We start from the raw sequence: 26,873 nt of genomic DNA, 5'->3' as shown, positions 1-26,873 counted from the left end.
AGATCCGCTGCGATGAGTGCCCCCTCCCTCCTCGATCACGTGACGCCGCTGGCGGCCGGCGCCCATGTCACCGCCACGGTCTGGCTGAAGGACACTCTCGCCCTGGCGCTCGGCGACGGGGGCGTGCTCCTGGCCTCCGGCGCCGATATCCGCCGGGTCGAGGCGCATCCGGAGGCCGGCATTCTCGTGGCGGCCGGCGACGGGCGCCGCCTCGTCACCGGCGGCGACGACGGCCGGGTGGTGGCGACCTCCGACACGGGCGATGTCGTGGAGGTCGCGACCGCGAAGAACGGTGCCTGGATCGACGCCCTCGCGCTGCATCCTGAGGGCGGCCTCGCCTACGCGGCCGGGCGCAACGTCGTCGCCCGCGATGCCAAGGGGCGGGAGAAGGCCTTCGCCGCGCCCTCCACCGCCCGCGGCCTCGCCTTCGCGCCGAAGGGCTACCGCCTCGCGGTCTCCCACTACAACGGCGCCACCCTCTGGTACCCGAACCTCGACACCGCCCCCGACTTCATCGAGTGGAAGGGCTCGCATATCGACGTGACCTGGTCGCCGGACGGCCGGTTCGTGGTGACGACGATGCAGGAGAATTCGCTGCATGGCTGGCGCCTCCAACCCGATCGCGGCCATATGCGGATGTCGGGCTATCCGGCGAAGGTGCGCTCGGTTTCCTGGTCGGGCGACGGGCACTGGCTTGCCACCAGCGGTGCGGAGGCTGCCATCGTCTGGCCGTTCGACTCCAAGGAAGGCCCGACCGGCAAAGCGCCGCGCGAGTGCGGCGTACGTCCCGCGCGGGTCTCGCGCGTGGCGTTCCACCCCAAGGCCCTGGTCCTGGCCATCGGGTACGAGGACGGCTGCATCCTCCTCGTGCGCTTCTCCGATGCCTCGGAACTGCTGGTGCGCCACGCGGTGAAGGGCAGTGGCATCTCGGCCCTGGCCTGGGACGGCCGCGGCAGCCGCCTCGCCTTCGGCTGCACCGACGGTCAGGCCGGTCTCCTGACCCTGCCGGCCTGACCGCGATGGCGCTGTTCGGCTTCGGCAGCCGCCGGCCCCCGGCGGACCAGGGCACCCGGGAGGCGATCGCCGCCTGGGTCCGCCGCAATGGCGGGCTGGCGGAGAGCGTCGTCGTCAAGGCGAGCGAGATCGTCTGCGCCGACCCGGCCTGTCCGGGCACCGAGACCGTCATCCTGATCCTCGCGTCCGGGCGCCCGACCCGCGCCCTGAAGATCGCCCGGCCCATGCCCGAGGTCACCGAAGCCGACATCACCGCGGCGTTCGCACAGGAGAGGTCCGCTTCGGAGTGAAGAGAGCTCCGCTCCGGAGCCTCGAGTCTCCGGCCGGAACCCGCCGCGGCGTCGTGCCCTTGTCCCATAACGTCACGCTCGTGGAGAGGCCGGTGTTTCGCGTCCTACGCACCCTGGGGCTCGCCCTGGCACTCATCGGCGGTGCCGTCGCCGCGCAGGCGCCGGAATTCGCCCAGCAATATGCGCAGCGTCTCGGCGGCACCCTGGACGAACTGCGCCGGGTGGTCTCCGGCTTCGAGGCCGATGCCGCCGCCACCGGTCGCAGCCGCGAGGATGCGGTGGCACGCCTGCGCGGCGACGGCGACCCCCTGGTCGCCCGCCGCGGCGAGGCGGCCCGCCAGGACATCGCGCGTCTCGCCGCCCTGGATCGGCAGCGGCGGGACCTCTCGGAAGCCGGTGGACCCCTCGGTCGCGTCGTCGCCCTGGTGCGCGATCCGGACCTTTCCCTCGCTCGGGCCACCTACCAGGATTATACGCCCGCCATCCCCACCACCGCCGATGGCCTCACCGCGGGTCTCGTCGGATTTCTCGCGACCTGGGCGGGCTGGCGCATCCTCGCTGATCTCTGCCGGCGCTTGGTCGCGGGCCGAAGCCGGCGCTCTGTATCCCGGCCGGCGTGAGGGCCCGACTGTTGCACGACGTCTACAGCTTGGCCCTCCCGGCTGCACTAGGGTCTCGCCGTTAGCGCGCGGGCCTCATCCTGGCGCCGTTTCACGGCCTCCATCGAACCCATGGCGCGCGCTCCCTCCACCTCGGTCGATCCCGCTCTCGATGCCGCGGCGCTGCTGCGGCGGATCGGCTTCATCGGCCTGTTCGTGATCATGCCGGTGGCGGCACAGGTCGCCCGACGGGCCGTGGTCATCCTGGCGCCGATCTCCATCGCGCTCCTGCTTCTGGCCAGCGCCATCGACGGCCGGGCCCGCCCGGTCGGCATGGCCTCCACCCGCCTGCTGCGGTCGCCCGCCTTCCTGGCCGGTTGCCTCGTGATCCTATGGTCGGCACTGTCGCTGATCTGGACGCCGTTCCTCAGCCTGGCCACCGAACGGCTGCTCAACGTGGTCGCGACGCTTCTGATGACGATGGCGGGGTACCTCGCCCTGCCGGACCGCATGCGCTCGGCCAACCTCTACCTCCTGCCGGTGGGTGTGGCGGCGGCGGCCGTCTTCGCCATCGGCCTCGGGCTCACGGGGCAGGGACCGTTCGGCCAGGGCCTGCTCGGACCGGACGAGGACGCGATCCTCGATCGCGGCCTGATCCTCCTCGTCCTCTTCGTCTGGCCGGCCGTGTCCTGGCTCCGGTCGCGCGGGCGCAACGGCGAGGCCCTCGGACTCGCGCTGCTCGTCTCGGTCGCGCTGATCGTCTCACCCGGGCCGACCACCCTGGTCGGCCTGGCGATCGGCGCCGTCGCTTTTGCTCTCGCCGCGTTCCGGCCGATCCTGGCCCCGCGGCTCCTGGGCGTCACGGCGGCTGCCCTGCTGGTGCTCGGCCCGATCCTTCCCTTCGTCGCCCGACCGATCGGCGCGACGGTCTTCGGCGGCCGTGCGCCCAGCGTGCTCAGCCTGAAGGCCTGGCAGACCATCGTCACCAGCGAGCCGCTGCGTCTCGTCACCGGACACGGACTCGAGACGGCCCTGCGCGGGCGCTACGTCAACCTGCTGCCGATGAACGCGCCGCGCACCCTGCTGTTCGAGCTCTGGTACGAACTCGGTCTCGTGGGGGCCTTCGCGGCCGCCTTCGCTCTGCACGCTGCGATCCGCCGGGCCGGCCGCGAGGCGTCCGTGCTGGTGCCGGGTGCTATGGCGGCCTTCGCCTCGGCCTTCCTGATCGCCTGCATCGGCGTGGGTATGACGGTGATGTGGTGGCTCACCACCTTGGCTCTGGCCGTCCTGGTCTTCGTGGCGGTGGAGCGCGGGCAGTTCCGCACCCGCCGACCCAAGGCCAGCTTGCTTCCCTCCGCCCAGAAGGCCTGACCCCCTCAGGGATCCGCCGCCGCCTCGATCGCCTCCATGTCGGCATCCGACAGGCCGAAGTGGTGTCCGATCTCGTGGACGAGGACATGCGTGACGAGGTGCCCGAGGGACTCGTCGTGCTCGGCCCAGTCATCGAGCAGGGGTCGGCGATAGAGCCAGACCTGGTTCGGCATCTGGCCGGTCGCCGTCTCGCCGCCCTGCGCGAGGCCGATGCCCCGGAACAGGCCGAGGAGGTCGAACGGGCTCTCGCAATCCATCTCCCGCAAAGTCTCGTCGTCGGGAAAGTCCTCCACATGGATCACGAGCCCGGCGCAGAGGTTCCGGAATGCCAGCGGCAGATTGGCGAAGGCGGCATGGGCCAGATCCTCGATCGTGCCGAGGTCCGGCGCCCGGGCCGATGCCCAGTCCGGGCCGGTCCCGCCGCTCATGCGAGTTCCGGCAGCACGCGCTGCGCCAGGAATTCGGCGAGATCGCTGGTGATGTGGTCGATATGCGGCTCGCGCACCGCCTCCTGCTCGAAGGCCTCGCGGAAGGGGTCGATCGTCGGGGGGACCACCAGCACGGTGGACATGCCGATGTCGTGCGGCACGATGAGATTGCGGGCGATGTCCTCGAACAGGGCCGCACGGCGCGGCTCGACCCCGTGCCGCTTGAGAAAGCGCTCGTAGGTGGAGCGCTCGGGCTTCGGGATGAAATCGGCGTCGGCGATGTCGAACACGTCCTCGAAGTGGTCGAGGATGCCGAGCTTGGCCGCCACGCTCTCGGCATGCCGGCGCGATCCGTTGGTCAGGATCAGCTTGCGGCCGGGCAGGCGCTCGATGGCATCGCCCAGTGCCGCGTCGAGGCGGATCGACGAATGGTCGATGTCGTGGGCGAAGTCGAGGAAGTCGTGCGGGTCGATCGCTGCCTCCACCATTAGCGCCTTCAGCGTCGTCCCGTAGCGGTGGTAGAAATACTTCTGCAGAGCTCGGGCGGAGAGCCCATCGAGCCCGTAGAGCCGCATCACGTAAAGGGTGATGCGCTCGTCCACCTGCGGCCAGACGCGGGCATCGCTCGGGTACAGCGTGTTGTCGAGATCAAACACCCAGGTGTCGACGTGGCGAAAGCCGCGGGATTGCGCCGTGGTGAAGTGGGTTTCGCCGGGAAGGAACACGATAGGTCGATGTGGTTCGATGAGAGCCGCGAAGCCCGGCCGCAGAAGATGGGGACCGGGCGCCGCGATGGGAAGCGGAGCGCTACCTTTTCAGAGCATGGCCTTACGCCGCCCGCAAGCGGCCGAGCCGGCGCCGGTCCCTCGATCGGCCGGTCGACAGAGGGCGCGCAGACACACGGAATCTGTCCGGCCGAGATGCAATGACCTCTGTTTAGGCAAAACTGCTCGATCTGGATTCGAAATAGGCAGATTTACAGCGTTTTCAGTCCACATTTGCTTATATGCGTAAAGACGTTTCCCAGGTGGCACTTTAACCCGACATATACGAACGCGGCGCTATTTCTTCGAGACGGTACAGCGCGCGGCGCGGCCGCTGCCGGTGTCGAGAGGCAGGAGAAATTGCATTGCTCGCTCGCGATTTCATGAACTTCTTCGACGCCTCGCGGCGTCAGGGCGTGATCCTCTCCTTCGGCGGCGACATTTCCGAGAACGTCCTCTTCTCCCTCGGCGAGGTGCTCAAGCTGCGCATGAGCCAGGGCGAGACCGATGCTTCGGTCGCCAAGCGCGTCTTCGCGGTCTTCGTGGAGCAGGCCCAGAACGTGATCCGCTACTCGGCCGACAAGGTCGTGAAGCCGGGTGGCCCTCAAACGGGCCTCATTAGTCACGGCGTGATCGTCGTCGGGATGGAAGGGGGGCGCTTCTACGTCGTCTGCGGCAACGAACTGCCCGTTACCGACGTGTCGCCGCTGCGGGCCCGCCTCGATCACATCGCGAGTCTCAGCAGCGACGAACTCAAGGCGTTCTACCGGGAGAAGCTGCGCCAGCCGCCGGACGAGGGCAGCCTCGGCGGCAGCATCGGCCTGATCGAGATCGCCCGGCGCTCCAGTGCGCCGGTCGAATACGACTTCCAGGAGCTCGGCTCCGGACGCAGCTTCTTCTGCCTCAAAGCCTATATCTGACGGGCCGATTAACCATGGACCGAATTCAGCTAGCCGCTACGGAACGCTCGCCGCGGGTCGATTTCGACTTCGCGACCGGGCATCTCTCCCTGCACGGCGAATCCTACCCCGAGGATGCGGCGGCCTTCTTCGGGCCCCTGCTGCAGGCCCTGCGGGCCTACCTGACGGACGCGTCCGGGCCTGCGATCGTGTTCGAGGTGGGGCTCGCCTACTTCAACTCGTCCAGCGCAAAGGCGCTGATGAACCTGTTCATGCCCCTCGAAGACGCGGCCGAGGAGGGGCGTTCGGTGACGGTACGCTGGCGCTTCGCCGACGGCGACGAGACCATCGAGGAGGCGGGCGAGGACTTCGCCGCCGACTTCTCCTTCGCTCGCTTCGAAATGGTGAGGGAGGCCGCATGACCCACGCGATCAGAGCCGTTGCCAGCGCCGTCGAGACGGCTGCCGAGGCCGCCGCCGATTCCTTCAGCCTCTACGACGCCGAGGAAGCGGTCCTGACCCGCACCGAGGCGATGCTCTCCGGGCTCTCCGATGTGGCCGGTGGCGTCCAGGCGCTCGCCGACGCCTATCGCCGGGGCTACCGGGAGCAGCGGCGGCTGGTCCGGATGAGCGACCGGATGCAACTCGACCTTCAGAAGGCCAACAATTCCCTCGCCCAGCAGCGCCGCGACCTTCAGGTCCTGAACGCCGCCCTGTCGAGCGAGATCGAGCACCGGACCCGCCTCGAGGCCGAATTGCGGCGCCTCGCCGACACCGACGACCTCACGGGCGCCCTGGCACGGCGCCGGTTCATGGAGATCGCGGCGCGCGAGTGGCAGCGCCACGACCGCAGCGGTGCCCCGGTCTGCATCCTCATGCTCGACCTCGACCGGTTCAAGCTCCTCAACGACAGTTTCGGCCACGCCGCCGGCGACGCGGCACTGATGTCCTTCGTGGCGACCTGTCGGGCCAGCCTGCGCACTCTCGACTTCATCGGCCGTACCGGCGGCGAGGAATTCGCCATCGTTCTCTCGGATACGTATCTGGAGGCGGGCGTCGCCTTTGCCGAGCGCCTGCGTGAGGCGGTCGCCGCGACGCCGGTGCCGACGATGGACGCCGCCATACGGATCACCGTGAGCATCGGCGTCGCCCAGGCCCAGCCCGGCGAAAGCCTCGAGACCGCGATGCAACGGGCCGACGCGGCTCTCTACGTGGCCAAGAGAACTGGCCGCAACCGCGTCGCCATGAAGCCCGACGAGCCCAAGGCCCAGGGGGACGCGACCTGCCCATGATCGCCGACTCCGACGCCGCAGGCCTTGGGCCTTCCAAATCTGCCCGGATCCGGGGCGGTTCGCTGCGCGGGGCCGGGCCCCGGCGCAGCAGCGATTTCCTGTCCGCGGCGGGCTTCGTCGACGTCCCGGGCGCGGAACCGAGCTCGATGCGTCCGGGCGCCCTGCGCGGCTCGGCCCAGGGCCGCGACCTCGACAGCCTCGCCCACACGCTCTTTCTCCGGATCTACCCCGTCATCGCTGTCGTCGTGCTGGTGACGCAGATCGCCATCGCCTGGGTGAATTATCACGATCAGTTCCGCCTCTATACCGAGCGCGCGGGCCTGATGGCGTCGCTGACCGCCAAGGCGATCGCGAGCCCGGCCTGGAGCGCCAGCCCGGAGGTCTATCGTCGTCCGATGGAGGCGCTGACCCTCGACCCGGCCTTTCGCGCCGCGACCCTGCGCGATGCCGCCGGCACGGTGGTGATGACCCTCGGCGAACCGAAGCGCGGGCGATCGTTCGAGCAGATCACCACCCAGGCCGACCTCGTCGCTGCCCCCGGCGAGGCGTCCGCGGGACGGCTGACCCTGTCGATCTCCGCCGAGGACCTGCGCGGCAACGCCGAGAAGCAGGCCGTGCTGGCCGTCGGCACCAGCCTGATCCTGATGCTCGCTTTCGTGGTGACCCTGCACGCCAACGTGCGCCGCCACGTGCTGGCCCCCCTGAAGCGCCTGCTGGTGGCCATGCGCGAGGTCGAGCACAAGCGCTGGGTGACGGTGGAGCTCGACGGAGCCTTCCGCGCCAGCAACGAGATCGACGTCATCTCCCAGGCCTTCAACCGCATGGTCGACGGGCTGCGCTCCGGTGACGAGGCCAAGCAGTTGCTGCAGCAACTGGAACAGGCCCACCGGAAGCTGGAGCAGGCCAACCACCTCGTGATGGAGAGCATCGGCTACGCCCGGCGCATCCAGAGTTCGGTCCTGCCGGACCGCTCCGCCCTCGACGGCACGGGCCTCGACGTGGCGGTGCTCTGGGAGCCGCTGCACTTGGTCGGCGGCGACTACTTCTGGCTCGAGGAGATCGACGGCCTCGGGATTCTCCTGGTCGCCGATTGCACCGGGCACGGCGTGCCGGGCGCGTTCCTGACCCTGATCGTCGCCACCGCCCTCGACCGGCTGATCCACGAGCGCGGCCTGCGCGACCCGGCCGCCATCCTGGAAGCGCTGGACGGAATGGTCCGGACCCAGCTGCGTCAGGACGGACGCGGCGCGGAATCCGACGACGGGCTCGATTGCGGTCTCTGCATCTGGGATCCGGCCACGTCCGAGATCCGCTTCGCCGGCGCCGGTACGGCGCTGACCACCATCGACGGCGCGGCGGTGACCCGCATCCGGGGCGCCAAGCGCGGCCTCGGCTATCCGCAGCGTCCGGGCGAGCGCCAATCCGTCGAGGAGAGCCGCCTGCATGTCACGCCGGGCATGACCCTCTATCTCATGACCGACGGCATCACGGACCAGATGGGCGGCTCCGGGCCGGCGCGCCGCCTTCTCGGCCACCGCGGCGTCACCGAGATCCTGGCCAACCACCAGGCGGCTCCGCTGGCGGAGCAGGTAGCGATCCTCGACGCGGCGCTCGCCGACTATCGGGCCGGCGGGAGCCGGCGGGACGACATGACCCTGGTGGCCTTTCGGCCCCGCGCCGTGTGAGGGCGGGGCAGGGTACGCTTCAGCCCCGGCGGATCAGGGTGCCGGCACCGTAATCGGTGAACAGTTCCAGCAGCACCGCGTGGCTGACCTTGCCGTCGAGGATGACCACCGCCTCGACGCCCTGCTCCAGGGCGTAGATGCAAGTCTCTACCTTCGGGATCATGCCGCCCGTGATGGTGCCGTCCGCGATCAGGCGGCGGCAATCGTCGATCGACAGCTCCGGGATCAGCTTCTTGTCCTTGTCGAGGACGCCCGGAACGTCGGTGAGCAGCAGCAGGCGCTTGGCCCGGAGCGCGCCCGCGATCGCGCCCGCGAAGGTGTCGGCGTTGACGTTGTAGGTCTGCCCGTCGGCGCCGAACGCCACCGGCGCCAGGACCGGGATCAGCTCGGCCTTTAGCACCGCGTCGAGGACGCCGCGCTCGACATGCTCGGGCTCGCCGACGAGGCCGAGATCGACCTCCTGCTCGGTCTGGCTCTCCGGATCGATGATCGTGCGGGTGGCCTTGCGGGCCCGCACCATGTTGCCGTCCTTGCCGCAGAGGCCGACGGCCCGGCCGCCCTCGGCCGAGATCCAGCCGACGATCTGTTTGTTGATCGAGCCGGCCAGGACCATCTCGACTACCTCGACGGTGGCCTCGTCGGTGACGCGCAGGCCGCCGCGGAACTCCGATTCAATGCCGAGCCGGCCGAGCATCCGCCCGATCTGCGGGCCGCCGCCATGGACCACGATCGGCTTCAGGCCGGACTGCTCGAGGAGCACGATGTCCTCGGCGAAATCCTCCGCCGCCGCCCGGTCACCCATGGCATGGCCGCCATACTTGATGACCACGATCTCTTGGTCGTAGCGCTGCATGTGCGGCAGGGCCTGGACCAGGACCTCGGCGCGCACATGCACGTTGGGCAGCGGTTCTTTCATCGTGGGGCTCGTCCTCGATGGTGCGTCGGGCACCGCGCGCGACGCCGGGCTTCTAGCGCAGCAAGGCGACGCTGCGAAGCAGCGCGGAGACGAATTTCGCATCCGGGCAGGGAGTTTCGCCGGGGTTCGGCAGGGGGCGGGGCGCTGCCGGCCGCGGCGTCGGTGGTACCGCACTTGCAACCGCTTATTGTTAAGTGTTCCTTAAGGTTGATAAGTCATGATCATCCCATCGCCGGGGATTCTGCACCATGCTTAATGCCGATCCGTACCAGCCGCGTCCCACCCTGCTGAACCCGCACCACATCGCCAGCGCGGTCGATCAGCTCGGGCATCAGGCCGCCTCGCCGTCGGAGGTCTGGCGGCTCCTCACCGATCGCTTCACCGTCGATCTCGATGCCGTCGCGGCCGTTCTGCCGCGCTCGGAGCCCGAGCCGCACTGGCTGCAGACCCGCCGCTGAGCGCCCGACGGGCCGTCCGCTCCACCCGAGAAACCACCCTGGCACACGCCGTGCTTGGCAGCTTCCAACAACAACGACGCGGGGAACACCAAGGCAACGATCACGCGGCCGCTCGCACGCCGGAGCCACACCGCGGACCTTATTCGCCATCTCGAACAAGGGGTCCGTCATGTCCGAACTGCTTTCCGTCGCCCTCGTCTGCGCCGCGACGCTCCTCGCCAAGGATTGCTCGCGCGACACCGCCCTCGACGTCATCGTCGCGCCTGCCCGGACTCCGATGGAGTGCCTGATGCATGGGCAGGTGGCGGCGGTCTCCACCGGACTGACCGGGGGCGAAAACCGCTACCTCAAGGTCACCTGCGAGCGCCGCCACGCCGACCTGCGTCACCTGCGCCGGGCCGGTTACGCCGCCGCCATCGTCCTCGTACACCGCGACGCGATCTAGCCGCGGGCCCTGTCCAGGCGAGAACGGGTCTAGGCGAGGGCGAGCGCCTCACCCGCCGTCAGCACGCCACCCTCCAGCACCTCTGCGTAGACGCCGCAATCGGTGTGGCCGAGATGCTGGGAGAGGGTTCGCGGGATCGCGAGGTCGCGCTGGCCCGTGACCGGGTCGACATTCGTCGCCGCGCAACGCTGCGTCCGCTTGTGGATGCGCAGGTGCACACCGCCCGGCGCGGTGAGCGTGCGGCCGACGAGGTCGAGTTCGGCCCAGGGGGCGAGACCCGTGACGTGGAGGTTCGCCCGGAAGCGGAGCGGGTCCACCGCCGCACCGGTCAGGGTCTCCAGTGCGGCGACGCTGGCGAGGTTCAGGAGCGAGACGAAGCCGCGCGGCGAATCCGTGAAGCGGTACCCGGCGGGTGCCGCGAGAACGCGGGCAGGGCCCCGCAGGGAGCCCGGCATGAAGCCGGTGAGAAAGGCTTCGATCGCCGCGCGCCCTTCCGGCTGAGCGAGGTCGCCCCGAGCCACGATCGCGCCGCCTTGACGGATCGTCAGCGTCCCGTCCTCCGGATCGTAGCGCGTGTCGAGCTGCGCCAGCGCCTCGTCGCGCATCAGCATCAGGAACTTGATCTTGGGCTGATGCACCGGGGCAGCAGGGTCGTAGCCCGAGGGGCCGTTTTCCACCGCGAACAGCCGGTCCCCGGGAAAGTAGTCGCCCGTCGTGAGCGTCGCACGTGCCATCGGCTCGGGCGAAAGGCCCTTCACGGGGTAACGGTACAGGGCGTCGAGGTGGAGGCGGGGCGTATCGGTCATGCGTCGAGCGTGGCCCTGAAATGCGTCCTTGCGCAAGCCTTCGCGCATCCGCGCCCGATCGCGTCCCAGGCCCTTGTGGTGCTGATATGCAACACCACATCCCCATCACCGGCGGCCATGTGGCGCCGGGGTCTCCAGCGGCACCGGCCGAGGGGACGACGTTTCGGCGACCGTCCGTGCCGCGAAGAGCGGGCGGCGGGTCGAGCCGACTCGGGGAGGTGGGACACAGATGAATTTCGAGATCTATACCGAGCGCGCCCGCGGCTTCGTCCAGGCGGCTCAGAACCTCGCGATGCGCGAGGGTCATCCGCAGTTTCAGCCGGGCCACATCCTCAAGGTCCTGCTCGACGATCCCGAGGGCCTCTGCGCCGGCCTGATCGACCGGGCCGGCGGCCAGTCGCGGGTCGCCCTCGCGCAGACCGAGGCTTGGCTCGCCAAGCAGCCGAAGGTGTCCGGCAACGCGTCCCAGCCGCAGGCGACGCGCGAACTCGTGCGCCTGTTCGATACCGCCGAGAAGGCGGCCGAGAAGGCCGGCGACAGCTACGTCACCGTCGAGCGCCTGCTGCTCGCCCTCGCGGTGGAGAAGGACACCGAGGCCGGCCGTGCGCTGGCGGCGGCCGGCGTCACCGCCGCCTCGCTCAACGGGGCCATCAATGCCCTGCGCAAGGGCCGCACCGCCGACAACGCCACGGCCGAGAACGCCTACGACGCCCTCAAGAAGTACGCCCGCGACCTCACGGAGGCGGCGCGCGAGGGCAAGCTCGACCCGGTGATCGGCCGCGACGAAGAGATCCGCCGCACGATCCAGGTGCTGTCCCGGCGCACCAAGAACAACCCCGTCCTGATCGGCGAGCCCGGCGTCGGCAAGACCGCCATCGTGGAGGGTCTGGCGCTCCGCATCGTCGACGGCGACGTGCCGGAATCGCTTCGCGACAAGAGCCTGCTCGCCCTCGACATGGGATCGCTCATCGCCGGTGCCAAATACCGCGGAGAATTCGAGGAGCGGCTGAAGGGCGTGCTCTCCGAGGTCACGGCGGCCGAGGGCGGCATCATCCTGTTCATCGACGAGATGCATACCCTGGTCGGAGCCGGCAAGGCGGACGGGGCGATGGACGCCTCGAACCTCCTCAAGCCCGCGCTGGCCCGCGGCGAGCTGCACTGCGTCGGGGCGACCACCCTCGACGAGTACCGCAAGCACGTGGAGAAGGACGCGGCCCTGGCCCGGCGCTTCCAGCCCGTCTTCGTGTCGGAGCCCACCGTCGAGGACACGGTCTCGATCCTGCGCGGCATCAAGGAGAAGTACGAGCAGCACCACGGCGTGCGCATTCAGGATGCGGCGCTGGTGGCGGCCGCGACCCTGTCGAACCGCTACATCACTGACCGCTTCCTGCCCGACAAGGCGATCGACCTGATGGACGAGGCCGGCTCGCGCCTGCGCATGCAGGTCGATTCGAAGCCCGAGGAGCTCGACAACCTCGACCGCGAGATCGTGCGCCTGAAGATCGAGGGCGAGGCCCTGAAGAAGGAGACCGATACCGCCTCCCGCGACCGCCTGGTGCGGCTGGAGAAGGAACTGGCGGACCTTGAGGAGCAGTCCGCCGCGATCACCTCGCGCTGGAAGGCCGAGAAGGACAAGCTCGGGGCCGCGGCCGAACTCAAGCGCAAGCTCGACGAGGCCCGCAACGAGTTGGCCACGGCCCAGCGTCAGGGCCAGTACCAGCGCGCGGGCGAACTGGCCTACGGCGTGATCCCGGGGCTGGAGCGCCAGCTCGCCGAGATCGAGGCCCAGGCCGAGAGCGCCATCGTTCGTGACGGCATGGTCGAGGAGGCGGTGACGCCGGCCCACATCGCGGGCGTCGTCTCGCGCTGGACCGGGGTCCCCGTCGACAAGATGCTGGAGGGCGAGCGCGACAAGCTGCTGGCCATGGAGACGGCGCTGGGCGAGCGCGTCGTCGGGCAGCGTGAGGCGGTGGAGGCAGTGGCGACCGCCGTGCGCCGCGCTCGCGCCGGTCTCCAGGACCCGAACCGGCCGATCGGCTCGTTCATCTTCCTGGGGCCCACGGGTGTGGGCAAGACCGAGCTGACCAAGGCCCTGGCCGGCTTCCTGTTCGACGACGACACCGCCCTCGTGCGCCTCGACATGTCGGAATACATGGAGAAGCATTCCGTGGCCCGACTGATCGGAGCGCCTCCGGGCTATGTCGGATACGAGGAGGGGGGCGCGCTGACCGAGGCGGTCCGGCGCCGTCCCTACCAGGTCGTGCTGTTCGACGAGATCGAGAAGGCGCATCCGGACGTGTTCAACGTCCTGCTGCAGGTGCTCGACGACGGGCGACTGACGGACGGCCAGGGGCGCACGGTGGACTTCCGCAACACGCTCCTGATCATGACCTCGAACCTCGGCTCGGAATACCTCGTCAATCAGGGCGAGGGCGACGACACCGAGGCCGTGCGCGAGGAGGTGATGGGGGTGGTGCGCAGCCACTTCAGGCCGGAATTCCTCAACCGGATCGACGAGATCATCCTGTTCCACCGCCTCAAGCGGTCGGAGATGGGGGCGATCGTCGACATCCAGCTGAAGCGCCTGCAGAAGCTCCTCGACGAGCGCAAGATCACCCTCGACGTTGAGCCCGAAGCCCGCGACTGGCTCGCCGACAAGGGCTACGACCCGGCCTACGGCGCGCGCCCCCTGAAGCGGGTGATCCAGAAGGCGGTGCAGGACCGGCTGGCGGAGCAGCTCCTGTCGGGGCTGATCCACGACGGCGAGGCGGTGCCGGTGAAGGTCGGCCCCCTCGGGCTGAAGGTCGGCAAATCGGGCCTCAGCACCGAGCGCCGTCCGGAGAGCGTCACCCTGAACTGAGGTCGAGCGCCATCGGGAAACGATCGGGCCCGCGACGGCTGATGCCGTCACGGGCCTCGTCGTGTGAGCCCATCACTGCCCGGAATGCAGGATCATGCGCCGGAGGCGGCCGTCCAGGTCCCGGAACCGGACCGAGATGCCGCGCCCGACGCAGCCCTGGAAGCTGTCGCCGGCAAAGAAGCCGCGGGCATTCTGCTCGCGGCAGCTCATCAGCGGCGGCACCAGGACGGCGCCGAGGCCGATGGCCAACACGAGCGCGATGTTGAGGATCACCGCGATGAGCCAGCCGAGCGGCGAGAGGAACGGCTTCTCGAAGTCCGTCCGGCCCCGGTCCGGGCGGGTCAGGTCGCGGACGGACCCGGTTGCGCGCCGCCGCTCGGCCATCCGCGTATCGAGGTCCCGGAACTTCGAGATTTCGGCCACGGACACGGTCTCCCAGGCGAGGTCTGCGTCGATCCTACGGAGGAGCCCTCAAGGAACTCTGAAGCTCGGGCACTGACATTCACGCGGAACCGTCCGCACCAAGGCTGTGCACCGGCGCGAATACGTCTTGAGCCGAATCGGCATTTGCGGAGAATGCCGGCGCCAAGGCCACGTTTCTCGTTCCCAGGACCTCCCGATGTCGATCCCTACGCCGGAGCGTCGCGCCGATCCGGCCGCGACGGACAGTGCCCTGTCGCGAGCGGGTATCCGCTTCACCGCCTGGGCCGAGAAGTGGTTTCCCGACGCCTTCATCTTCGTGGCCATCGCGGTGGTCATCGTCGCCCTCGGCGCGCTCGCCAACGGCGCCCCGGCTCCGGCCATCGCCAAGAGCTTCGGCGACGGGTTCTGGAGCCTGATCCCCTTCACCATGCAGATGGCCTTCGTGACCATCGGCGGCTACGTCGTGGCCACGGCACCCCCGGTCCAGGTGCTGATCGACCGTCTGGCGGGCATCCCGAAGACCGGGCGCGGCGCCGTCGGCTTCGTCGCCGCCGCCACCATGCTGTCGTCCTTCCTGAGCTGGGGCCTCAGCCTGATCTTCGGCGGCCTCCTGGCGCGGGCGCTCGCCCGGCGGACGGAACTGCGCATGGATTATCGCGCCGCGGGAGCGGCTGCCTATCTCGGCCTCGGAGCGACCTGGGCCATGGGCCTCAGCTCCTCGGCGGCCCAGCTCCAGGCGAACCCGGCGAGCCTGCCGAAGGCACTCCTGCCGATCACCGGCGTGATCCCGTTCAGCGAGACCATCTTCCTCTGGCAGTCGATGCTGATCGCCCTGGTCCTCTTCGTGATGTCGGTGATCATCGCCTACGCCTCGGCGCCGCGCCCGAACACCGCGGTGACGGCGGAGGACCTCGGCGTCAGTGTCGCCCGCGAGAAGACCGATCTCGGTCGTCCCGAGCAGCCGGGCGAGTGGCTGGAACACTCGCCGATCCTGACGATCCTGCTCGTGGCGATTGCCGGCGCCTGGATCTACCAGGAATTCGCGCGCCAATCCTGGATCACCGCGATCTCGAACCTCAACACCTACAACCTGCTGTTCATCACCCTCGGCCTGCTGCTGCACTGGCGCCCGAAGCGCTTCCTCGTGGCGGTCTCCAAGGCCGTGCCGGCCACCGCCGGCATTCTGATCCAGTTTCCGCTCTACGCCGCCATCAGCGCCATGCTGACCGGGCCGAAGAACGCCGCCGGCATCTCGGTCTCCGAGGTGATCACCCACGCCTTCGTCAGCCTGAACACCACCGGCAGCTTCCCGATCTCGATGGGCGTCTACTCGGCGGTGCTCGGCTTCTTCGTGCCGTCGGGCGGCGGCAAGTGGCTGCTCGAGGCACCCTACGTGATGCAGGCCGCCAACGAGCTGCAGGTCCATCTCGGCTGGGCCGTGATGGTCTACAACGCGGCCGAAGCGCTGCCGAACCTGATCAACCCGTTCTGGATGCTGCCGCTGCTGGGCATCCTCGGACTGAAGGCGCGCGACATCGTCGGATTTAGCTTCCTGCAACTCCTCATCCACCTGCCGGTGGTGCTGTTCCTGCTCTGGGCACTGGCCTTCACGCTGACCTATCACCCGCCCGTGATGCCATAGCCGTCAGCGCAAGCCTGGCGTAGGGAAGGATCTGCATGCCTCTCGCCATCCTGACGATCCTGTCGACCCTGCTGCTCGGGAGCCTGTCCGCCGTGGCCCAAGATCGCCTGTCGGAAGATCGCCTGTCGGAAGATCGCCTGCCGGACATTCCGGCCGATGCCCTGACCGATGCCCAGAAGAAGGCATCGGCGGACTTCCTCGCCGCGCGTGGGACGCCGGTCTTCGGGCCGTTCGTGCCCCTCCTGCGCAGCCCTGAATTGATGACCAACGCCAGCACCATGGGGTTGCACCTGCGCTACCGCAGCGTGCTGCCCCTGCGGCTGAGCGAGTTCATCATCCTCATCACCGCGCGGGAATGGACCCAGCAGCTGGAATGGCACATCCATGCGCCGATCGCCCTGAAGGCCGGCCTCGATCCCGCCATCGTCGCGGCGATCCAGGAGGGCCGGCGGCCGGACGCGATGGGGCCCGAGGAGACGCTGGTCTATGCGTTCTCGACGGAACTCCACCACAACAAGGCGGTGAGCGACACAACCTACGCGCGTGCGGTGCAGACCTTCGGCGAGCAGGGCGCCGTCGAGATGGCGGGCATCAACGGCTACTACACACTGCTCGCCATGAGCATGAACATGGCGCGCACGGCTTTGCCGAAGGGCGCCACGCCGCAGCTGCCGCCGCTGGTGCGCTGAGCGCGGACGGTCGGTTCTTCTGCCGAGGTGCAGGCGGACCGGCACATCGCCGATGATCGTGACCATGGCCGGGGTCGTTCACGCCCAAACGGAACGGTACATCCAAAACTCAACCGCGCCGCGCCGGAACGAGGGCGCCGATGGCGGCGAGCAGCCAGCCGGCCATCAGCACCGTGCCGCCGATCGGCGCCGCCATGGGAAAGAGCGGGGCGCCGTGGAGCGCGCGCAGGGCCAAGTCGCCGGAGAACAGCACCAGCCCCACGACGAGAGCGCAGGCCGCGACGCGCGTGATCGGCCGGTGCGTCGTGCCGGTGGCGGCCAGGGCCACGAGCGCGAGGATCGCGGGGGCGTGGAACAGCAGGAATTGCGCGGCGGTCTTCAGGCTGTCGGCACCGCTGACATGGGCCGCCGCCGCACTCGCCGCCACGCCGAGAAGGCCGGCCAGCGCCCCGAGCGCCAGGAGAACGCGATCGACGCCGCTCACGCGCCGCGCTCCCGGAGCAACCTGGCGACGCTCGCCCGCAACTCGGGCACACCCCGGTCGTCGCGGCTGGAGGTGAGCAGGATCTCCGGATACGCCGCCGGACGCCGGGCGATGGCGGCCTGCACGCCGGCGATCCGCGCATCCATCTCGGACTTCTTCAGCGCGTCGCCCTTGGTCAGCACGATCTGGTAGCTGACGGCGGCCTTGTCGAGGCCGTCGAGGACGTCGGTGTCGATGCTCTTTAGGCCATGGCGCGAATCGATCAGCATGAACACCCGGGCGAGGTTCGAGCGGCCCTTGAGGTAGTCGTGGATCAGGTCGGTCCAGGCCTCCACCTTGGTCTTCTCCACCGCCGCGTAGCCGTAGCCCGGCATGTCGACCAGGGTCAGGCGCCCGCCGATGTCGAAGAAGTTGAGCTGCTGGGTCCGCCCCGGCGTGTGCGAGGTCCGCGCCAGGGTGTTGCGCCCGGTCAGCGCGTTGACGAGGCTCGACTTGCCCACGTTGGAGCGGCCCGCGAAGGCGATCTCGACGCCCTTCATCGGCGGCAGGGCGGGCACGTTCGGCGCTGAGGCGATGAAGTCCGCCGCCCCCGCGAACAGCAGGCGTCCCGCCTCCAGGAGGGCGGCATCGTCTTCGGCTTGGGACATCGGGCGGCTCCGGACGGATGAGGCGCATCCGCCGCCCTCGCGAGCCGACACACCGGAAACAGGAAGTCCTCCCCGTCGCCGGACGGGGAGGACTGGATCGGTTGGAGCCCATCCGGCCGCGAGGCCGGAGAGGGGCTCAGCTCTTGGCGACGGCGTTCTTGCGCTTGAACATCCCGCTCAGGTTGTCCCACAACTCCACCTTCACACCGTTGCGGCGCATGATGACGTATTGCTGGATAACCGACAGGGTGTTGTTCCAGGCCCAGTAGATCACCAGGCCGGCCGGGAACGAGCCGAGCATGAAGGTGAACACGATCGGCATGAAGGTGAAGATCTGCGCCTGGACCGGGTCCGGCGGCGCGGGGTTCATCTTCATCTGGATGAACATCGTGATGCCCATGATGATGGGCCAGATGCCGAGGTGGATGAAGTCGGGCGCCGCGAAGGGCAGCAGGCCGAACAGGTTGAGGATGTTCGTCGGGTCCGGCGCGGCAAGATCCTGGATCCACCCGAAGAACGGCGCGTGCCGCATCTCGATGGTGATGAACAGGACCTTGTACAGCGCGAAGAAGACCGGGATCTGGATTAGCACCGGCCAGCAGCCGGCGACCGGATTGATCTTCTCCTTCTTGTAGAGCTCCATCATCGCCTGCTGCTGCTTCATCTTGTCGTCAGCATAGCGCTCGCGGATCGACGCCATCTCAGGCTGTACGGCCTTCATCTTGGCCATGGACTGGTAGGACTTGTTGGCGATCGGCAGGAACAGCAGCTTCAGGCAGAAGGTCACCACCAGGATCGACACGCCGAAATTGCCGAACAGGTGGAAGAAGAAGTCCAGCGCCCGGAACATCGGCTTGGTGATGAAGTGGAACCAGCCCCAGTCGATCAGCAGGTCGAACTGCTTGATGTTCTGGTTCGCCTGGTAGGCGTTGATGGTGTTCACCTCCTTGGCGCCGGCGAACAGTTGCTGCGTCGCCGCTGCCGAGGCGCCGGGCTGCACCACCTGCACGTTGCCGAGGACGTTGGCCTGGTACACCTTGGTGGCGCCGTCCGTCCGCTCCGTGAAGCTGCCGGTATAGGGCGCGGACTGGTCGGGGATCGCGGCGGCGGCCCAGTACTTGTCGGTGATACCGACGAAGCCGCCGGTCACGCCCGTCCAGGTCTTGCCCTTGGTGCTGGCATTGCCGAGGGCCGGCTCCTTCGCGAGGTGGTCGTAGGTGTATTCCTGCAGGCCGTCGGCGCCGAGGATGCCGATCAGGCCCTCGTGCAGCACGTAGTAGCCTTGGGTGTGTGGCTTACCCCAGCGCGAGACGAGGCTGTAGGGGTACAGGCTGACCGCGTTGCCGCCCTTGTTCTCGACCTCGTCGCGAACCGTGAACAGGAACTTGTCGTCCACCGCGACGATGCGCTTGAAGAGCAGGCCGGCGCCGTTGTCGTAGCTCAGCGTCACGGGCTTGCCCGGCGCCAGGGTGGTGGCGTCGGCCGTCCACAGGGTGTCGCCGGTGGGCAGCGGGCCAGCATTCTGGCCAACCCAGCCGAACTCGGCGTAGTACGGGTTCTCGGTGCCGGTGGGCGAGAGCAGCACGATGCGCGGGCTCTTGTCGTCGACGGTCTCGTGATAGTTCTTCAGCGAGACGTCGTCGATGCGGCCGCCCTTGAGGGCGATCGAGCCGGCGAGCGCCGGGGTGTCGATGGTCACGCGCGGCGAGCGCGCGATCGCCGCCTCGCGGGGCACGATGCCGCCGCCGGCGCCGGTGGCACCCGGCAGGGTTCCGGGGACGGGATTGGCCGGACCACCTTCCTTGGGAGCGGCGCTCGGCACGCCGTCCGGGCCGGCGGCCTGGGTCGCCGCCTTGTTCTGCAGGGCGGCCTGGCGCTGCTGCTCCACGCGCGGGGCGGCGACGAAGTAGTTCCAGCCGAGCAGGACCGCCAGCGACAAGGCGATCGCGACGATCATGTTCGTCTTGTCATTACCCATCGGTCGGTCCGTCGCATGCGTTGGAAAGAGGGGAGGGCGCGTTCGCGCGGGCCGGTCCCGGACCGGACGCCGCAGCGGAGGCCGTCGCGCCCGAGGCCAATACCGGAGCCGCCGCCGATGCGCCAGACGCGGGCGCTCCTTTGCCGCGTCCGCGGCGGGTGGGCCGCACGGGGGACGAGTCGGATTTCGGGCCTTGCGGCTTCGTCACCACGGCGACGGCACGGCGCAGGTCGTCGATGAGGGTCTCGAAGGGGGCGTGCAGGGCCGGACGTCGTGCCACCAGCACCACGTCGGCCCGGCGCACCGGCAGGTCGCCGGCGGCCTGCGCCACCGCGGCACGCAGCCGCCGCCGGATGCGATTGCGCTCCGTGGCGTGGCCGACCCGCTTGGTGATGGTGAAGCCGATGCGCAGGCCGTCTCCGGCCAGATCGTCCGAGGCACCGTCCGCGGGCGCCTCGACGGTACGGACGAGGCCCTGCGCCGACAGGCGTTCGTTGTGGAAGCGGCGCCCCCCGGCCGCGGCCAGAAACTCGGAGCGTCGCGTAAGCCGTCCGATCGTCGACATGGCCGATCCGATCTCGCAGCCGGTCTCTTGGCCCGAGGCCGAACGCATGATGTGGCGCGCCGCCCGTGACGGCGCCGCCGATCTCAGGCCGAGAGCTTCTTGCGACCGTGGGCGCGGCGGGCCGCGATGACCTTGCGGCCGCCGGCGGTGGCCATGCGGGCGCGGAAGCCGTGACGACGCTTACGCACGAGCTTGCTGGGCTGGTAGGTTCTCTTCATGGCGCGATCTCCGAATGGCCGAGGATCGATCCGGGCCGCACCGAAGGCCGCGCCGGATATTCACTCGCCCTGAAATGTGTCTGCAAGCGCGAACAGCGCCCCTCAAGGGCGCCGCGTCGCGATGGCGCGGCTTATGGGGCAAGGTCCCGCGCAAGTCAATTCCGGAGCGTGCCGAAACGGCATGGTTCGCCCTCCCGTTTCCCTCGCGGCGACACGGACTCCGCGAACCCTTCGTTAACCAATCCGCGCGATCCTGTGATCCTGTTCGGTCCTCCCGAACAGCGCGCGGACCTCCGGTTCGCTCGCTTGGACTGCTCCCGAAACTCACCTCCCAGGCCGCCCCGCAACGGGCGGCCTTTTTTCGTCTCCGGAACTCCGCGGCCCGCCGACGGGATCAGGAGCCAGGGCACCGATCCGTCCCGGTAACGTTAACGATCGGTAAAGGCCGCGGACCGGGGCGTTCGGCGCTAGAGTTGCGCAGACAGGTGCAAACGCACCGCCTTTGTCCCATCTCGGGACGCAATCGGTCCGGTAGCGGCACAGGAGGCACCATGAGCGGGTTCGACGTCATGTTCCGGGACGAGCGCGACTGGGTGAATTTCGGTGATACCTACGTCACCTCTGAATCCTTCAAGGTGCTCTTTCGCGAGGGCATGAACCTCGTCGAGGAGGCTGCGGCCTACCTCGACGGCACGGGGCGCGAGGAATCCCGGCTGATGTCCCGCGACGGCACGCTGAGCTATGCCAGCGAGAGCATGCGCCTCACCACGCGGCTGATGCAGATCGCTTCATGGCTCCTGGTGCAGCGCGCGGTCTCCGAGGGCGAGCTGACACCCGCCGAGGCGATGCAGGAGAAGACCCGGGTGCGGCTCACCACGCCCGAGACCTTCCGCAGCGACGTGTTCGGCGTTCTGCCCCCGACCTTGCAGGACCTGATCGTGCGCTCGCGCCGGCTCCACAGCCGGATCCTGCACCTCGACGGTCTGATCGCGGACGAGCGCCCGACCCCGCAGCCGCAGGAGAGCCCGGTGGTCGCGCAGCTCAGCCTGCTGCGCTCCGCTTTCGGTGCAGCCTCCGCTTGACGCACGAGCCGCGCGCCCGGCCTTGTACCGGGCGAGGGGACCCTGAACGCAGAACGGGCGGCACCGTGGGTGCCGCCCGTTCTGCGTTGTCCCGAGGGCGCCGCCACGTCGTCGCGGCGGCGGACCGAAGTGTTCTTACTTCTTGCCGAAGGAGAGAGCGCCGAAACGCGTGTTGAAGCGCGACACGCGGCCACCGCGATCGAGCATCTTCTGCTCGCCGCCGGTCCAGGCCGGGTGCGTGTTCGGGTCGATGTCGAGGTTGAGGGTGTCGCCCTCCTTGCCGTAGGTCGACCGGGTCATGTACTCGGACCCGTCGGTCATCACGACCTTGATGAAGTGGTAGTCGGGATGCTCGGTACCCTTGGCCTTGTCGGCCGCGCTCTTTGCCATGACGAAATCCTTGAATAGCCAAGCCGACCGGCCCGTCTGGCGGCCCGCGGCCATAGATCACGCGCAATCGGATGAAGGCGCGCCTATACCTCACGCACCTTCGCCCGACAAGCGTGCGCCGATCGAAGAGGCCGATTGCCGGTCGCTTTTTCTGCAAGTCGCTCTTCCTGCAAGACCAATGATGACGAGGCACCATGGCGCGCGGCCGTGACAAGAAAATCCCCGGGGAGGCCCGGCCGAAGGCACCGCTCGGCTCGCTGCGCCCGCTGATCCCCTTCGCGATGGTCTATCGCGGTCGGATGCTCGCGGCCTTCCTGGCGCTCCTGGCCGCCTCGGGCGCGACCCTGGTGGTTCCGATCGCCCTGCGCCGGGTCATCGATCACGGCTTCTCGCCCGAGGGCCACGGCTTCATCGACACCTATTTCGCCGCGCTGATCGTGGTCGTGGCGGTCCTCGCCCTGTCGAGCGGCGCGCGCTACTACACCGTCGCGACGCTGGGCGAGCGCGTCGTGGCGGATCTGCGCACCGCCGTGTTCCGGCGCCTGACCCAGCTCGACCCCGCCTTCTTCGACCGTTCGCTGTCGGGCGAGATCATCTCGCGCCTCACGGCGGACGCGACCCAGGTCAAGGCGGTGTTCGGCGTCTCGATCTCGATCCTCCTGCGCAACGCGTTCCTGTTCACCGGTGCGGTGGTGATGATGGTGATCACCAGCCCGAAGCTCTCCGTCCTCGTGCTCGCGGCGATCCCCCTCATCGTGTTCCCGCTGATCCTCTCCGGGCGCGGCGTGCGCCGCCGCTCCCGGGCGGCACAGGACCGCCTCGCCGACGCCTCGGCCTATGCCGCCGAGGCGGTGAACGCGATCCGCACGATGCAGGCCTTCGGAATGGGCCGGACCACGGCCGCCCGCTTCGCCGGCGCCGCCGAGAATGCCTACGGCGCGGCCCGCGATTCGATCCAGGCGCGGGCGCTCCTCACCGGGGTCGCCATCTTCCTCATCTCGGCGAGCGTCGTCGGGGTGATGTGGTACGGCGCGCAAGGCGTCCTGGCCGGCACCATGACGGCCGGGCAACTCTCGCAGTTCGTGCTCTACGCCGTGTTTGGGGCCAGCGCCCTCGGCCAGCTCTCGGAGGTCTACGGCGAACTCGCCCAGGCCGCCGGCGCCGCCGAGCGCCTCGGCGAGATCCTGGCCGCCGAATCGACCATCCGGGTTCCTTTCGAGCCGCTCACCCTGCCGGTTCCGGCCAGGGGCGCCGTCGCCTTCGAGGCCGTGCGCTTCCACTACCCCACGCGGCCGGACCACCCCTCCCTCGACGGCATCAGCTTCACCATCGCGCCGGGCGAGCGCGTCGCCCTGGTGGGACCCTCCGGCGCCGGCAAGACCACGGTGCTGCAGCTGCTGCTGCGCTTCTACGACCCGCAATCCGGCTTCGTCCGGGTCGACGGCATCGACATCGCCCGGGTCGATCCGGACTCCTTGCGCGAGCGCCTCGCCCTGGTGCCGCAGGACCCGACGGTGTTCTCCGGCTCCGTGCTCGAGAATATCCGCTACGGCCGCCCCGAGGCGACCGAGGCGCAGGTCCAGCGCGCCGCCGAGCTCGCCCATGCCGACGGCTTCATCCGGGCCCTGCCGCAGGGCTACGCCACCACCGTGGGCGAGCGCGGCGTCACCCTGTCCGGCGGCCAACGTCAGCGGGTGGCGATCGCCCGCGCCATCCTCAAGGATGCGCCGATCCTGCTCCTCGACGAGGCGACCTCGGCCCTCGACGCCGAGAGCGAGCGCGCGGTGCAGACTGCACTGGACACCCTGATGCGCGGGCGCACCACCCTGGTCATCGCACACCGCCTCGCCACGATCCGCAAGGCCGACCGCATCCTCGTCCTCGACGGCGGCCGCATCGTTGAGAGCGGCACCCACGAGAGCCTGCTGGCGCAGGGCGCTCTCTACGCGCAGCTGGCGGCGCTGCAGTTCACCGACGCCCACGACGACGGGATGCGCTCCCGCGAGCCGCGTCCGCTGCTCGACGCCCTGCCGGCCGAGTAGGGCGGCCCGGGGTGGAACCGGTCCGGAACGGGGGTCAGGCCTCCGCGCCGGTCCCGTTCAGGGGGTTGGCCTCGTCCCAGCCGTAGCCGAGGGTCTCGAAGCGCATCGCGCGGGTGTCCACCATGAGCAGGCGGCCGACAAGGGGCTCCCCGAATGCCGTCACCGTGCGGATCACCTCCAGGGCCATCAGCGAGCCCATGATGCCCGCCAGCGCGCCGAGGACGCCGGCCTCGGCACAGGGCGCGACGCTGCCGGGCGGCGGCGGATTCGGGAACAGGCAGCGATAGGTCGGGTTCGGGCGACCGCGCGCGTCGGTCTCATAGGGCCGCAGGGTGGTGAGCGAGCCGTCGAAGCGCCCCAGCGCCGCCGTCACCAGGGGGCGTCGGGCGTGGAAGCAGGCATCCGAGACCGCATAGCGCGTCGCGAAATTGTCGGACCCGTCCGCGACCACGTCGTAGGCGCCGATAAGCGCCTGCGCGTTCTCCGGCGTCAGTCGCGACGGATGCGCCTTCACCGCCACGTGTGGGTTGAGGCGCGCGACGGACTCGGCCGCGCTCTCGACCTTGAGGCGGCCGATATCCGGGGTTGCGTGGATCACCTGGCGCTGCAGGTTCGACAGGGAGACGGTGTCGTCGTCGACGATGCCGATCGTCCCGATCCCGGCGGCGGCGAGGTACTGGATCAGGGGGGCGCCGAGCCCGCCCGCGCCGATGACGAGGACCCGGGCGGCCTTCAGCCGGGCCTGGCCCGGGCCGCCGACCTCCGGCAGCACGAGGTGGCGGGCGTAGCGTTCGACTTCGTCGGGAGAGAAGGCCATGGCCCGCAGATAAGCTCCACCGGCGCGCGGTGAAAGCCCAGCCGCGAATTGCACCCCCGCGCACCGGCGCTTATGGCCGTGCGCACAAGGACATCATGCGAAGAGTCCCGCCCGTGCCGAACGCGCCCCTCGACCGCTCCCCCGTCGCCCTCGCCCAGAGCCTGATCCGCTGCCCGTCGGTGACCCCGGAGGAGGGGGGTGCGCTCGCCTGGCTCGCCGAAATCCTCGAGGGCGCCGGGTTCACCGTCGAGCGCCCGCGCTTCTCGGAACCGGGGACCCCCGACATCGACAATCTCTACGCCCGCATCGGCACGCGGGCGCCCTACCTGCTGTTCGCCGGCCATACCGACGTGGTGCCCCCCGGCGACCTCGCCCGCTGGCGCCACGGCCCCTTCGCCGGAACCGTGGAGAACGGGGTGCTGTACGGGCGCGGGGCCGTCGACATGAAGGGCGGCATCGCCTGCATGCTCGCCGCCGCCCTCGACTATCTCGACGTGGCGGGCCCGGACTTCCCCGGTTCGATCGGCTTCCTCGTCACCGGTGACGAGGAAGGGCCGGCGATCAACGGCACGGTGAAGCTCCTCGACTGGGCCAGGGCCCGGGGCGAGCGCTTCGACCATTGCCTCCTCGGGGAGCCGACCAACCCGGATTCCCTCGGCGACATGATCAAGATCGGCCGGCGCGGCTCCCTCACCGGACGGCTGACCGTGCACGGCCGCCAGGGCCACGTCGCCTATCCGGACCTCGCCGAGAATCCGATTCCCGGCCTGCTGCGCCTCGTCTCGGCGCTTCTCGCCGCGCCCCTCGACGCCGGAACCCAGCATTTCGGCGCCTCGAACCTCGAATTCACCACCATCGACGTCGGCAACACGGCCACCAACGTCATTCCGGCCGAGGCGCACGGCACCTTCAATATCCGCTTCAACGACCGCTGGACCGCCGAGACCCTCGGCGCCGAGATCCGGGGCCGCCTCGCGGCCGCCGCCGGGCGCAGCGTGCGCTACACCCTCGACCTCCTGCCGTCGAACGCGCCGGCCTTCCTCACCGAGCCCGACGCCTTCACCGAGCTCGTGGCCGGCGCCATCGCCACCGAGACCGGCCGCCGCCCGGTGCTCTCGACCACGGGGGGCACCTCGGATGCGCGCTTCATCAAGGATGCCTGCCCGGTCATCGAGTTCGGCCTCGTCGGCCAGACCATGCACCAGACCGACGAATGCGTGCCGGTGGCCGACCTCAACCGCCTGACGGCGATCTACACCCGGGTGCTGGCGGCGTATTTCGGGGCCTCGAACCCAGTTGGATCGACGGTGTAATCCACCCCCACCAGCGTCAGCCCGCAGGCGGGCGCCAGCGGACCGCAGCGGCTGCGGTCGCGGCTGGCCAGGATGTCGGCGACGTCGTCGGCGGTGATGCGGCCGCTGCCGGCGAGCATCAGCGTGCCGACCATCGAGCGGACCTGATGGTGCAGGAAGGCGCGGGCCGAGGTCGCCACCACGATCTCGTCGTGCAGGCCCATGGGCATCGCCGCCACGTCGAGCTGGTCGAGGGTTCGAAGAGGGCTCCTGGCCTGGCATTCGGCGGCGCGGAAGGCCGTGAAGTCGTGCAGGCCGAGGAGGCGGGTGGCGGCCTCTCGCATCCGCGCGACGTCGAGGGGCCAGGGCACCTGCCAGACATGGGCGCGGTTGAGCACCGGCGGGCTGCGCCGGTTGAGGATGCGGTAGCGGTAATGTCGGCGGGTAGCGGAGTGGCGGGCGTTGAACGCGGCGCCGACGATCTCCGCGCTGAGGACCGCCACCGGATTCGGACGCAGATGCGCGTTGAGCGCGTCGCGCACCACGTCGGTGCGCCAGTCCCGTTCGAGGTCGAGATGCGCCACCTGATGCGTGGCGTGGACGCCCGTATCCGTGCGGCCGGCGCAGGTCAGGCCGGTGGTCTCGCCGGAGAAGCGCTTGACCGCCGACTCGATCGCTCCCTGGACGGAGGGCTGTGAGGTCTGGCGCTGCCAGCCGCAGAACGGGCTGCCGTCGTACTCGATGACGAGCTTGTAGCGCGGCATCAGGTTCGGCCCGG

General features: G+C 69.4%; 29 protein-coding genes. 16 read left to right on the top strand and 13 right to left on the bottom strand.

What is annotated here, in order from left to right:
• The first annotated feature begins 12 nt into the window (after positions 1-12).
• The 4 genes from AC3WLN_RS08105 (at position 13) to AC3WLN_RS08090 (ending at position 3,274) form a co-directional block, all read left to right on the top strand.
• On the top strand, positions 13-1,014 hold the full coding sequence (locus AC3WLN_RS08105) for a WD40 repeat domain-containing protein (protein ID WP_492480510.1): 1,002 nt from the start codon (positions 13-15) through the stop codon (positions 1,012-1,014).
• Positions 1,015-1,019: 5 nt separating this feature from the next.
• Positions 1,020-1,304 carry a hypothetical protein gene (locus AC3WLN_RS08100; RefSeq protein ID WP_492480509.1) on the top strand — a complete coding sequence of 95 codons (285 nt, stop codon included), beginning with the start codon at positions 1,020-1,022 and terminating at the stop codon, positions 1,302-1,304.
• Positions 1,305-1,396: 92 nt separating this feature from the next.
• A complete protein-coding gene (locus tag AC3WLN_RS08095; RefSeq protein ID WP_492480532.1) occupies positions 1,397-1,924 on the top strand; it encodes a DUF2937 family protein in 528 nt (175 codons plus the stop codon).
• 111 nt (positions 1,925-2,035) lie between these two features.
• A complete protein-coding gene (locus AC3WLN_RS08090) occupies positions 2,036-3,274 on the top strand; it encodes a peptide ABC transporter permease (protein ID WP_492480508.1) in 1,239 nt (412 codons plus the stop codon).
• Positions 3,275-3,279: 5 nt separating this feature from the next.
• On the opposite strand, the gene AC3WLN_RS08085 is transcribed toward AC3WLN_RS08090, so the two are convergent.
• Together AC3WLN_RS08085 and AC3WLN_RS08080 are read right to left on the bottom strand one after the other, a co-directional pair.
• On the bottom strand, positions 3,280-3,702 hold the full coding sequence (locus AC3WLN_RS08085) for a metallopeptidase family protein (protein WP_492480507.1): 423 nt from the start codon (positions 3,700-3,702) through the stop codon (positions 3,280-3,282).
• Entirely contained in the window at positions 3,699-4,427 is a 729-nt protein-coding gene (locus tag AC3WLN_RS08080; RefSeq protein ID WP_492480506.1) for a pyrimidine 5'-nucleotidase, read from the bottom strand. Before AC3WLN_RS08080 ends, AC3WLN_RS08085 begins: the two co-directional genes overlap by 4 nt.
• 404 nt (positions 4,428-4,831) lie before the next feature.
• Between AC3WLN_RS08080 and AC3WLN_RS08075 the strand changes: the two genes are divergently transcribed.
• From AC3WLN_RS08075 to AC3WLN_RS08060, 4 genes are all read left to right on the top strand, one after another.
• A complete protein-coding gene (locus tag AC3WLN_RS08075) occupies positions 4,832-5,386 on the top strand; it encodes a SiaB family protein kinase (protein WP_492480505.1) in 555 nt (184 codons plus the stop codon).
• 14 nt (positions 5,387-5,400) lie between these two features.
• Positions 5,401-5,787: a DUF1987 domain-containing protein gene (locus tag AC3WLN_RS08070; protein ID WP_492480504.1), complete on the top strand. Its 387-nt coding sequence runs from the start codon at positions 5,401-5,403 to the stop codon at positions 5,785-5,787.
• Positions 5,784-6,656: a GGDEF domain-containing protein gene (locus tag AC3WLN_RS08065; protein ID WP_492480503.1), complete on the top strand. Its 873-nt coding sequence runs from the start codon at positions 5,784-5,786 to the stop codon at positions 6,654-6,656. The genes AC3WLN_RS08070 and AC3WLN_RS08065 overlap by 4 nt, the downstream gene beginning before the upstream one ends.
• 146 nt (positions 6,657-6,802) lie before the next feature.
• A complete protein-coding gene (locus AC3WLN_RS08060) occupies positions 6,803-8,341 on the top strand; it encodes a SpoIIE family protein phosphatase (RefSeq protein WP_492480502.1) in 1,539 nt (512 codons plus the stop codon).
• Between the two features lie 19 nt (positions 8,342-8,360).
• On the opposite strand, the gene argB is transcribed toward AC3WLN_RS08060, so the two are convergent.
• On the bottom strand, positions 8,361-9,257 hold the full coding sequence (gene argB, locus AC3WLN_RS08055) for an acetylglutamate kinase (protein ID WP_244013842.1): 897 nt from the start codon (positions 9,255-9,257) through the stop codon (positions 8,361-8,363).
• 248 nt (positions 9,258-9,505) lie between these two features.
• Here argB and AC3WLN_RS08050 point away from each other — a divergent pair, with 248 nt between their 5' ends.
• Together AC3WLN_RS08050 and AC3WLN_RS08045 are read left to right on the top strand one after the other, a co-directional pair.
• Positions 9,506-9,715, top strand: coding sequence for a hypothetical protein (locus AC3WLN_RS08050; RefSeq protein WP_492480501.1), 210 nt, complete (start codon positions 9,506-9,508; stop codon positions 9,713-9,715).
• Positions 9,716-9,884: 169 nt separating this feature from the next.
• The gene (locus AC3WLN_RS08045) at positions 9,885-10,160 is read left to right on the top strand and encodes a hypothetical protein (protein WP_492480500.1); all 276 of its coding nucleotides are present in this window, start codon (positions 9,885-9,887) and stop codon (positions 10,158-10,160) included.
• A 29-nt stretch (positions 10,161-10,189) separates the two neighbouring features.
• Here the strand turns inward: AC3WLN_RS08045 and AC3WLN_RS08040 are convergent, their stop codons facing one another.
• A complete protein-coding gene (locus tag AC3WLN_RS08040; protein WP_492480499.1) occupies positions 10,190-10,966 on the bottom strand; it encodes an MOSC domain-containing protein in 777 nt (258 codons plus the stop codon).
• A 229-nt stretch (positions 10,967-11,195) separates the two neighbouring features.
• Between AC3WLN_RS08040 and clpB the strand changes: the two genes are divergently transcribed.
• Positions 11,196-13,826 carry an ATP-dependent chaperone ClpB gene (gene clpB / locus AC3WLN_RS08035; RefSeq protein WP_492480498.1) on the top strand — a complete coding sequence of 877 codons (2,631 nt, stop codon included), beginning with the start codon at positions 11,196-11,198 and terminating at the stop codon, positions 13,824-13,826.
• A 72-nt stretch (positions 13,827-13,898) separates the two neighbouring features.
• On the opposite strand, the gene AC3WLN_RS08030 is transcribed toward clpB, so the two are convergent.
• Positions 13,899-14,249, bottom strand: a complete 351-nt coding sequence (locus AC3WLN_RS08030) for a hypothetical protein (RefSeq protein ID WP_492480497.1) — start codon at positions 14,247-14,249, stop codon at positions 13,899-13,901.
• Between the two features lie 196 nt (positions 14,250-14,445).
• Between AC3WLN_RS08030 and AC3WLN_RS08025 the strand changes: the two genes are divergently transcribed.
• Both AC3WLN_RS08025 and AC3WLN_RS08020 read left to right on the top strand, forming a co-directional pair.
• Positions 14,446-15,891, top strand: a complete 1,446-nt coding sequence (locus AC3WLN_RS08025) for a short-chain fatty acid transporter (RefSeq protein WP_492480496.1) — start codon at positions 14,446-14,448, stop codon at positions 15,889-15,891.
• A gap of 35 nt (positions 15,892-15,926) precedes the next feature.
• Entirely contained in the window at positions 15,927-16,580 is a 654-nt protein-coding gene (locus tag AC3WLN_RS08020) for a carboxymuconolactone decarboxylase family protein (RefSeq protein ID WP_492480495.1), read from the top strand.
• Positions 16,581-16,689: 109 nt separating this feature from the next.
• Here AC3WLN_RS08020 and AC3WLN_RS08015 read toward each other — a convergent pair whose 3' ends face one another.
• The 5 genes from AC3WLN_RS08015 to rpmH all read right to left on the bottom strand — a co-directional run bounded on the left by AC3WLN_RS08015 (position 16,690) and on the right by rpmH (position 20,472).
• A complete protein-coding gene (locus AC3WLN_RS08015) occupies positions 16,690-17,064 on the bottom strand; it encodes a DUF423 domain-containing protein (protein WP_492480494.1) in 375 nt (124 codons plus the stop codon).
• Positions 17,061-17,711 carry a ribosome biogenesis GTP-binding protein YihA/YsxC gene (yihA, locus tag AC3WLN_RS08010; RefSeq protein ID WP_108038500.1) on the bottom strand — a complete coding sequence of 217 codons (651 nt, stop codon included), beginning with the start codon at positions 17,709-17,711 and terminating at the stop codon, positions 17,061-17,063. Before yihA ends, AC3WLN_RS08015 begins: the two co-directional genes overlap by 4 nt.
• Before the next feature lie 136 nt (positions 17,712-17,847).
• Positions 17,848-19,689, bottom strand: a complete 1,842-nt coding sequence (gene yidC / locus AC3WLN_RS08005; protein ID WP_492480493.1) for a membrane protein insertase YidC — start codon at positions 19,687-19,689, stop codon at positions 17,848-17,850.
• A complete protein-coding gene (gene rnpA, locus AC3WLN_RS08000) occupies positions 19,682-20,254 on the bottom strand; it encodes a ribonuclease P protein component (protein WP_492480492.1) in 573 nt (190 codons plus the stop codon). The genes yidC and rnpA overlap by 8 nt, the downstream gene beginning before the upstream one ends.
• A gap of 83 nt (positions 20,255-20,337) precedes the next feature.
• Complete coding sequence (gene rpmH, locus AC3WLN_RS07995; RefSeq protein WP_055947927.1) at positions 20,338-20,472, bottom strand: 50S ribosomal protein L34; 135 nt, start codon at positions 20,470-20,472, stop codon at positions 20,338-20,340.
• Between the two features lie 551 nt (positions 20,473-21,023).
• Between rpmH and rcdA the strand changes: the two genes are divergently transcribed.
• On the top strand, positions 21,024-21,554 hold the full coding sequence (gene rcdA / locus AC3WLN_RS07990) for a protease adaptor protein RcdA (protein WP_492480491.1): 531 nt from the start codon (positions 21,024-21,026) through the stop codon (positions 21,552-21,554).
• 135 nt (positions 21,555-21,689) lie between these two features.
• Here the strand turns inward: rcdA and rpmE are convergent, their stop codons facing one another.
• Positions 21,690-21,944 (bottom strand): 50S ribosomal protein L31, encoded by a 255-nt coding sequence (gene rpmE / locus AC3WLN_RS07985; RefSeq protein WP_463770790.1) that lies wholly within the window; start codon positions 21,942-21,944, stop codon positions 21,690-21,692.
• A 194-nt stretch (positions 21,945-22,138) separates the two neighbouring features.
• Here rpmE and AC3WLN_RS07980 point away from each other — a divergent pair, with 194 nt between their 5' ends.
• A complete protein-coding gene (locus AC3WLN_RS07980) occupies positions 22,139-23,986 on the top strand; it encodes an ABC transporter transmembrane domain-containing protein (RefSeq protein WP_492480490.1) in 1,848 nt (615 codons plus the stop codon).
• A 34-nt stretch (positions 23,987-24,020) separates the two neighbouring features.
• Here AC3WLN_RS07980 and AC3WLN_RS07975 read toward each other — a convergent pair whose 3' ends face one another.
• The gene (locus tag AC3WLN_RS07975) at positions 24,021-24,803 is read right to left on the bottom strand and encodes a HesA/MoeB/ThiF family protein (protein WP_492480489.1); all 783 of its coding nucleotides are present in this window, start codon (positions 24,801-24,803) and stop codon (positions 24,021-24,023) included.
• 95 nt (positions 24,804-24,898) lie between these two features.
• On the opposite strand from AC3WLN_RS07975, the gene dapE reads away from it, so the two are divergent.
• Complete coding sequence (gene dapE, locus AC3WLN_RS07970; protein ID WP_492480488.1) at positions 24,899-26,116, top strand: succinyl-diaminopimelate desuccinylase; 1,218 nt, start codon at positions 24,899-24,901, stop codon at positions 26,114-26,116.
• Here the strand turns inward: dapE and truA are convergent.
• On the bottom strand, positions 26,056-26,859 hold the full coding sequence (gene truA / locus AC3WLN_RS07965) for a tRNA pseudouridine(38-40) synthase TruA (protein WP_492480487.1): 804 nt from the start codon (positions 26,857-26,859) through the stop codon (positions 26,056-26,058). The two genes, dapE and truA, sit on opposite strands and share 61 nt — an antisense overlap.
• Positions 26,860-26,873: the final 14 nt, after the last annotated feature.

Source organism: Methylobacterium sp. FW306-05-D, from assembly GCF_058782155.1.
This window is presented reverse-complemented; position numbering and strand designations above follow the sequence as displayed.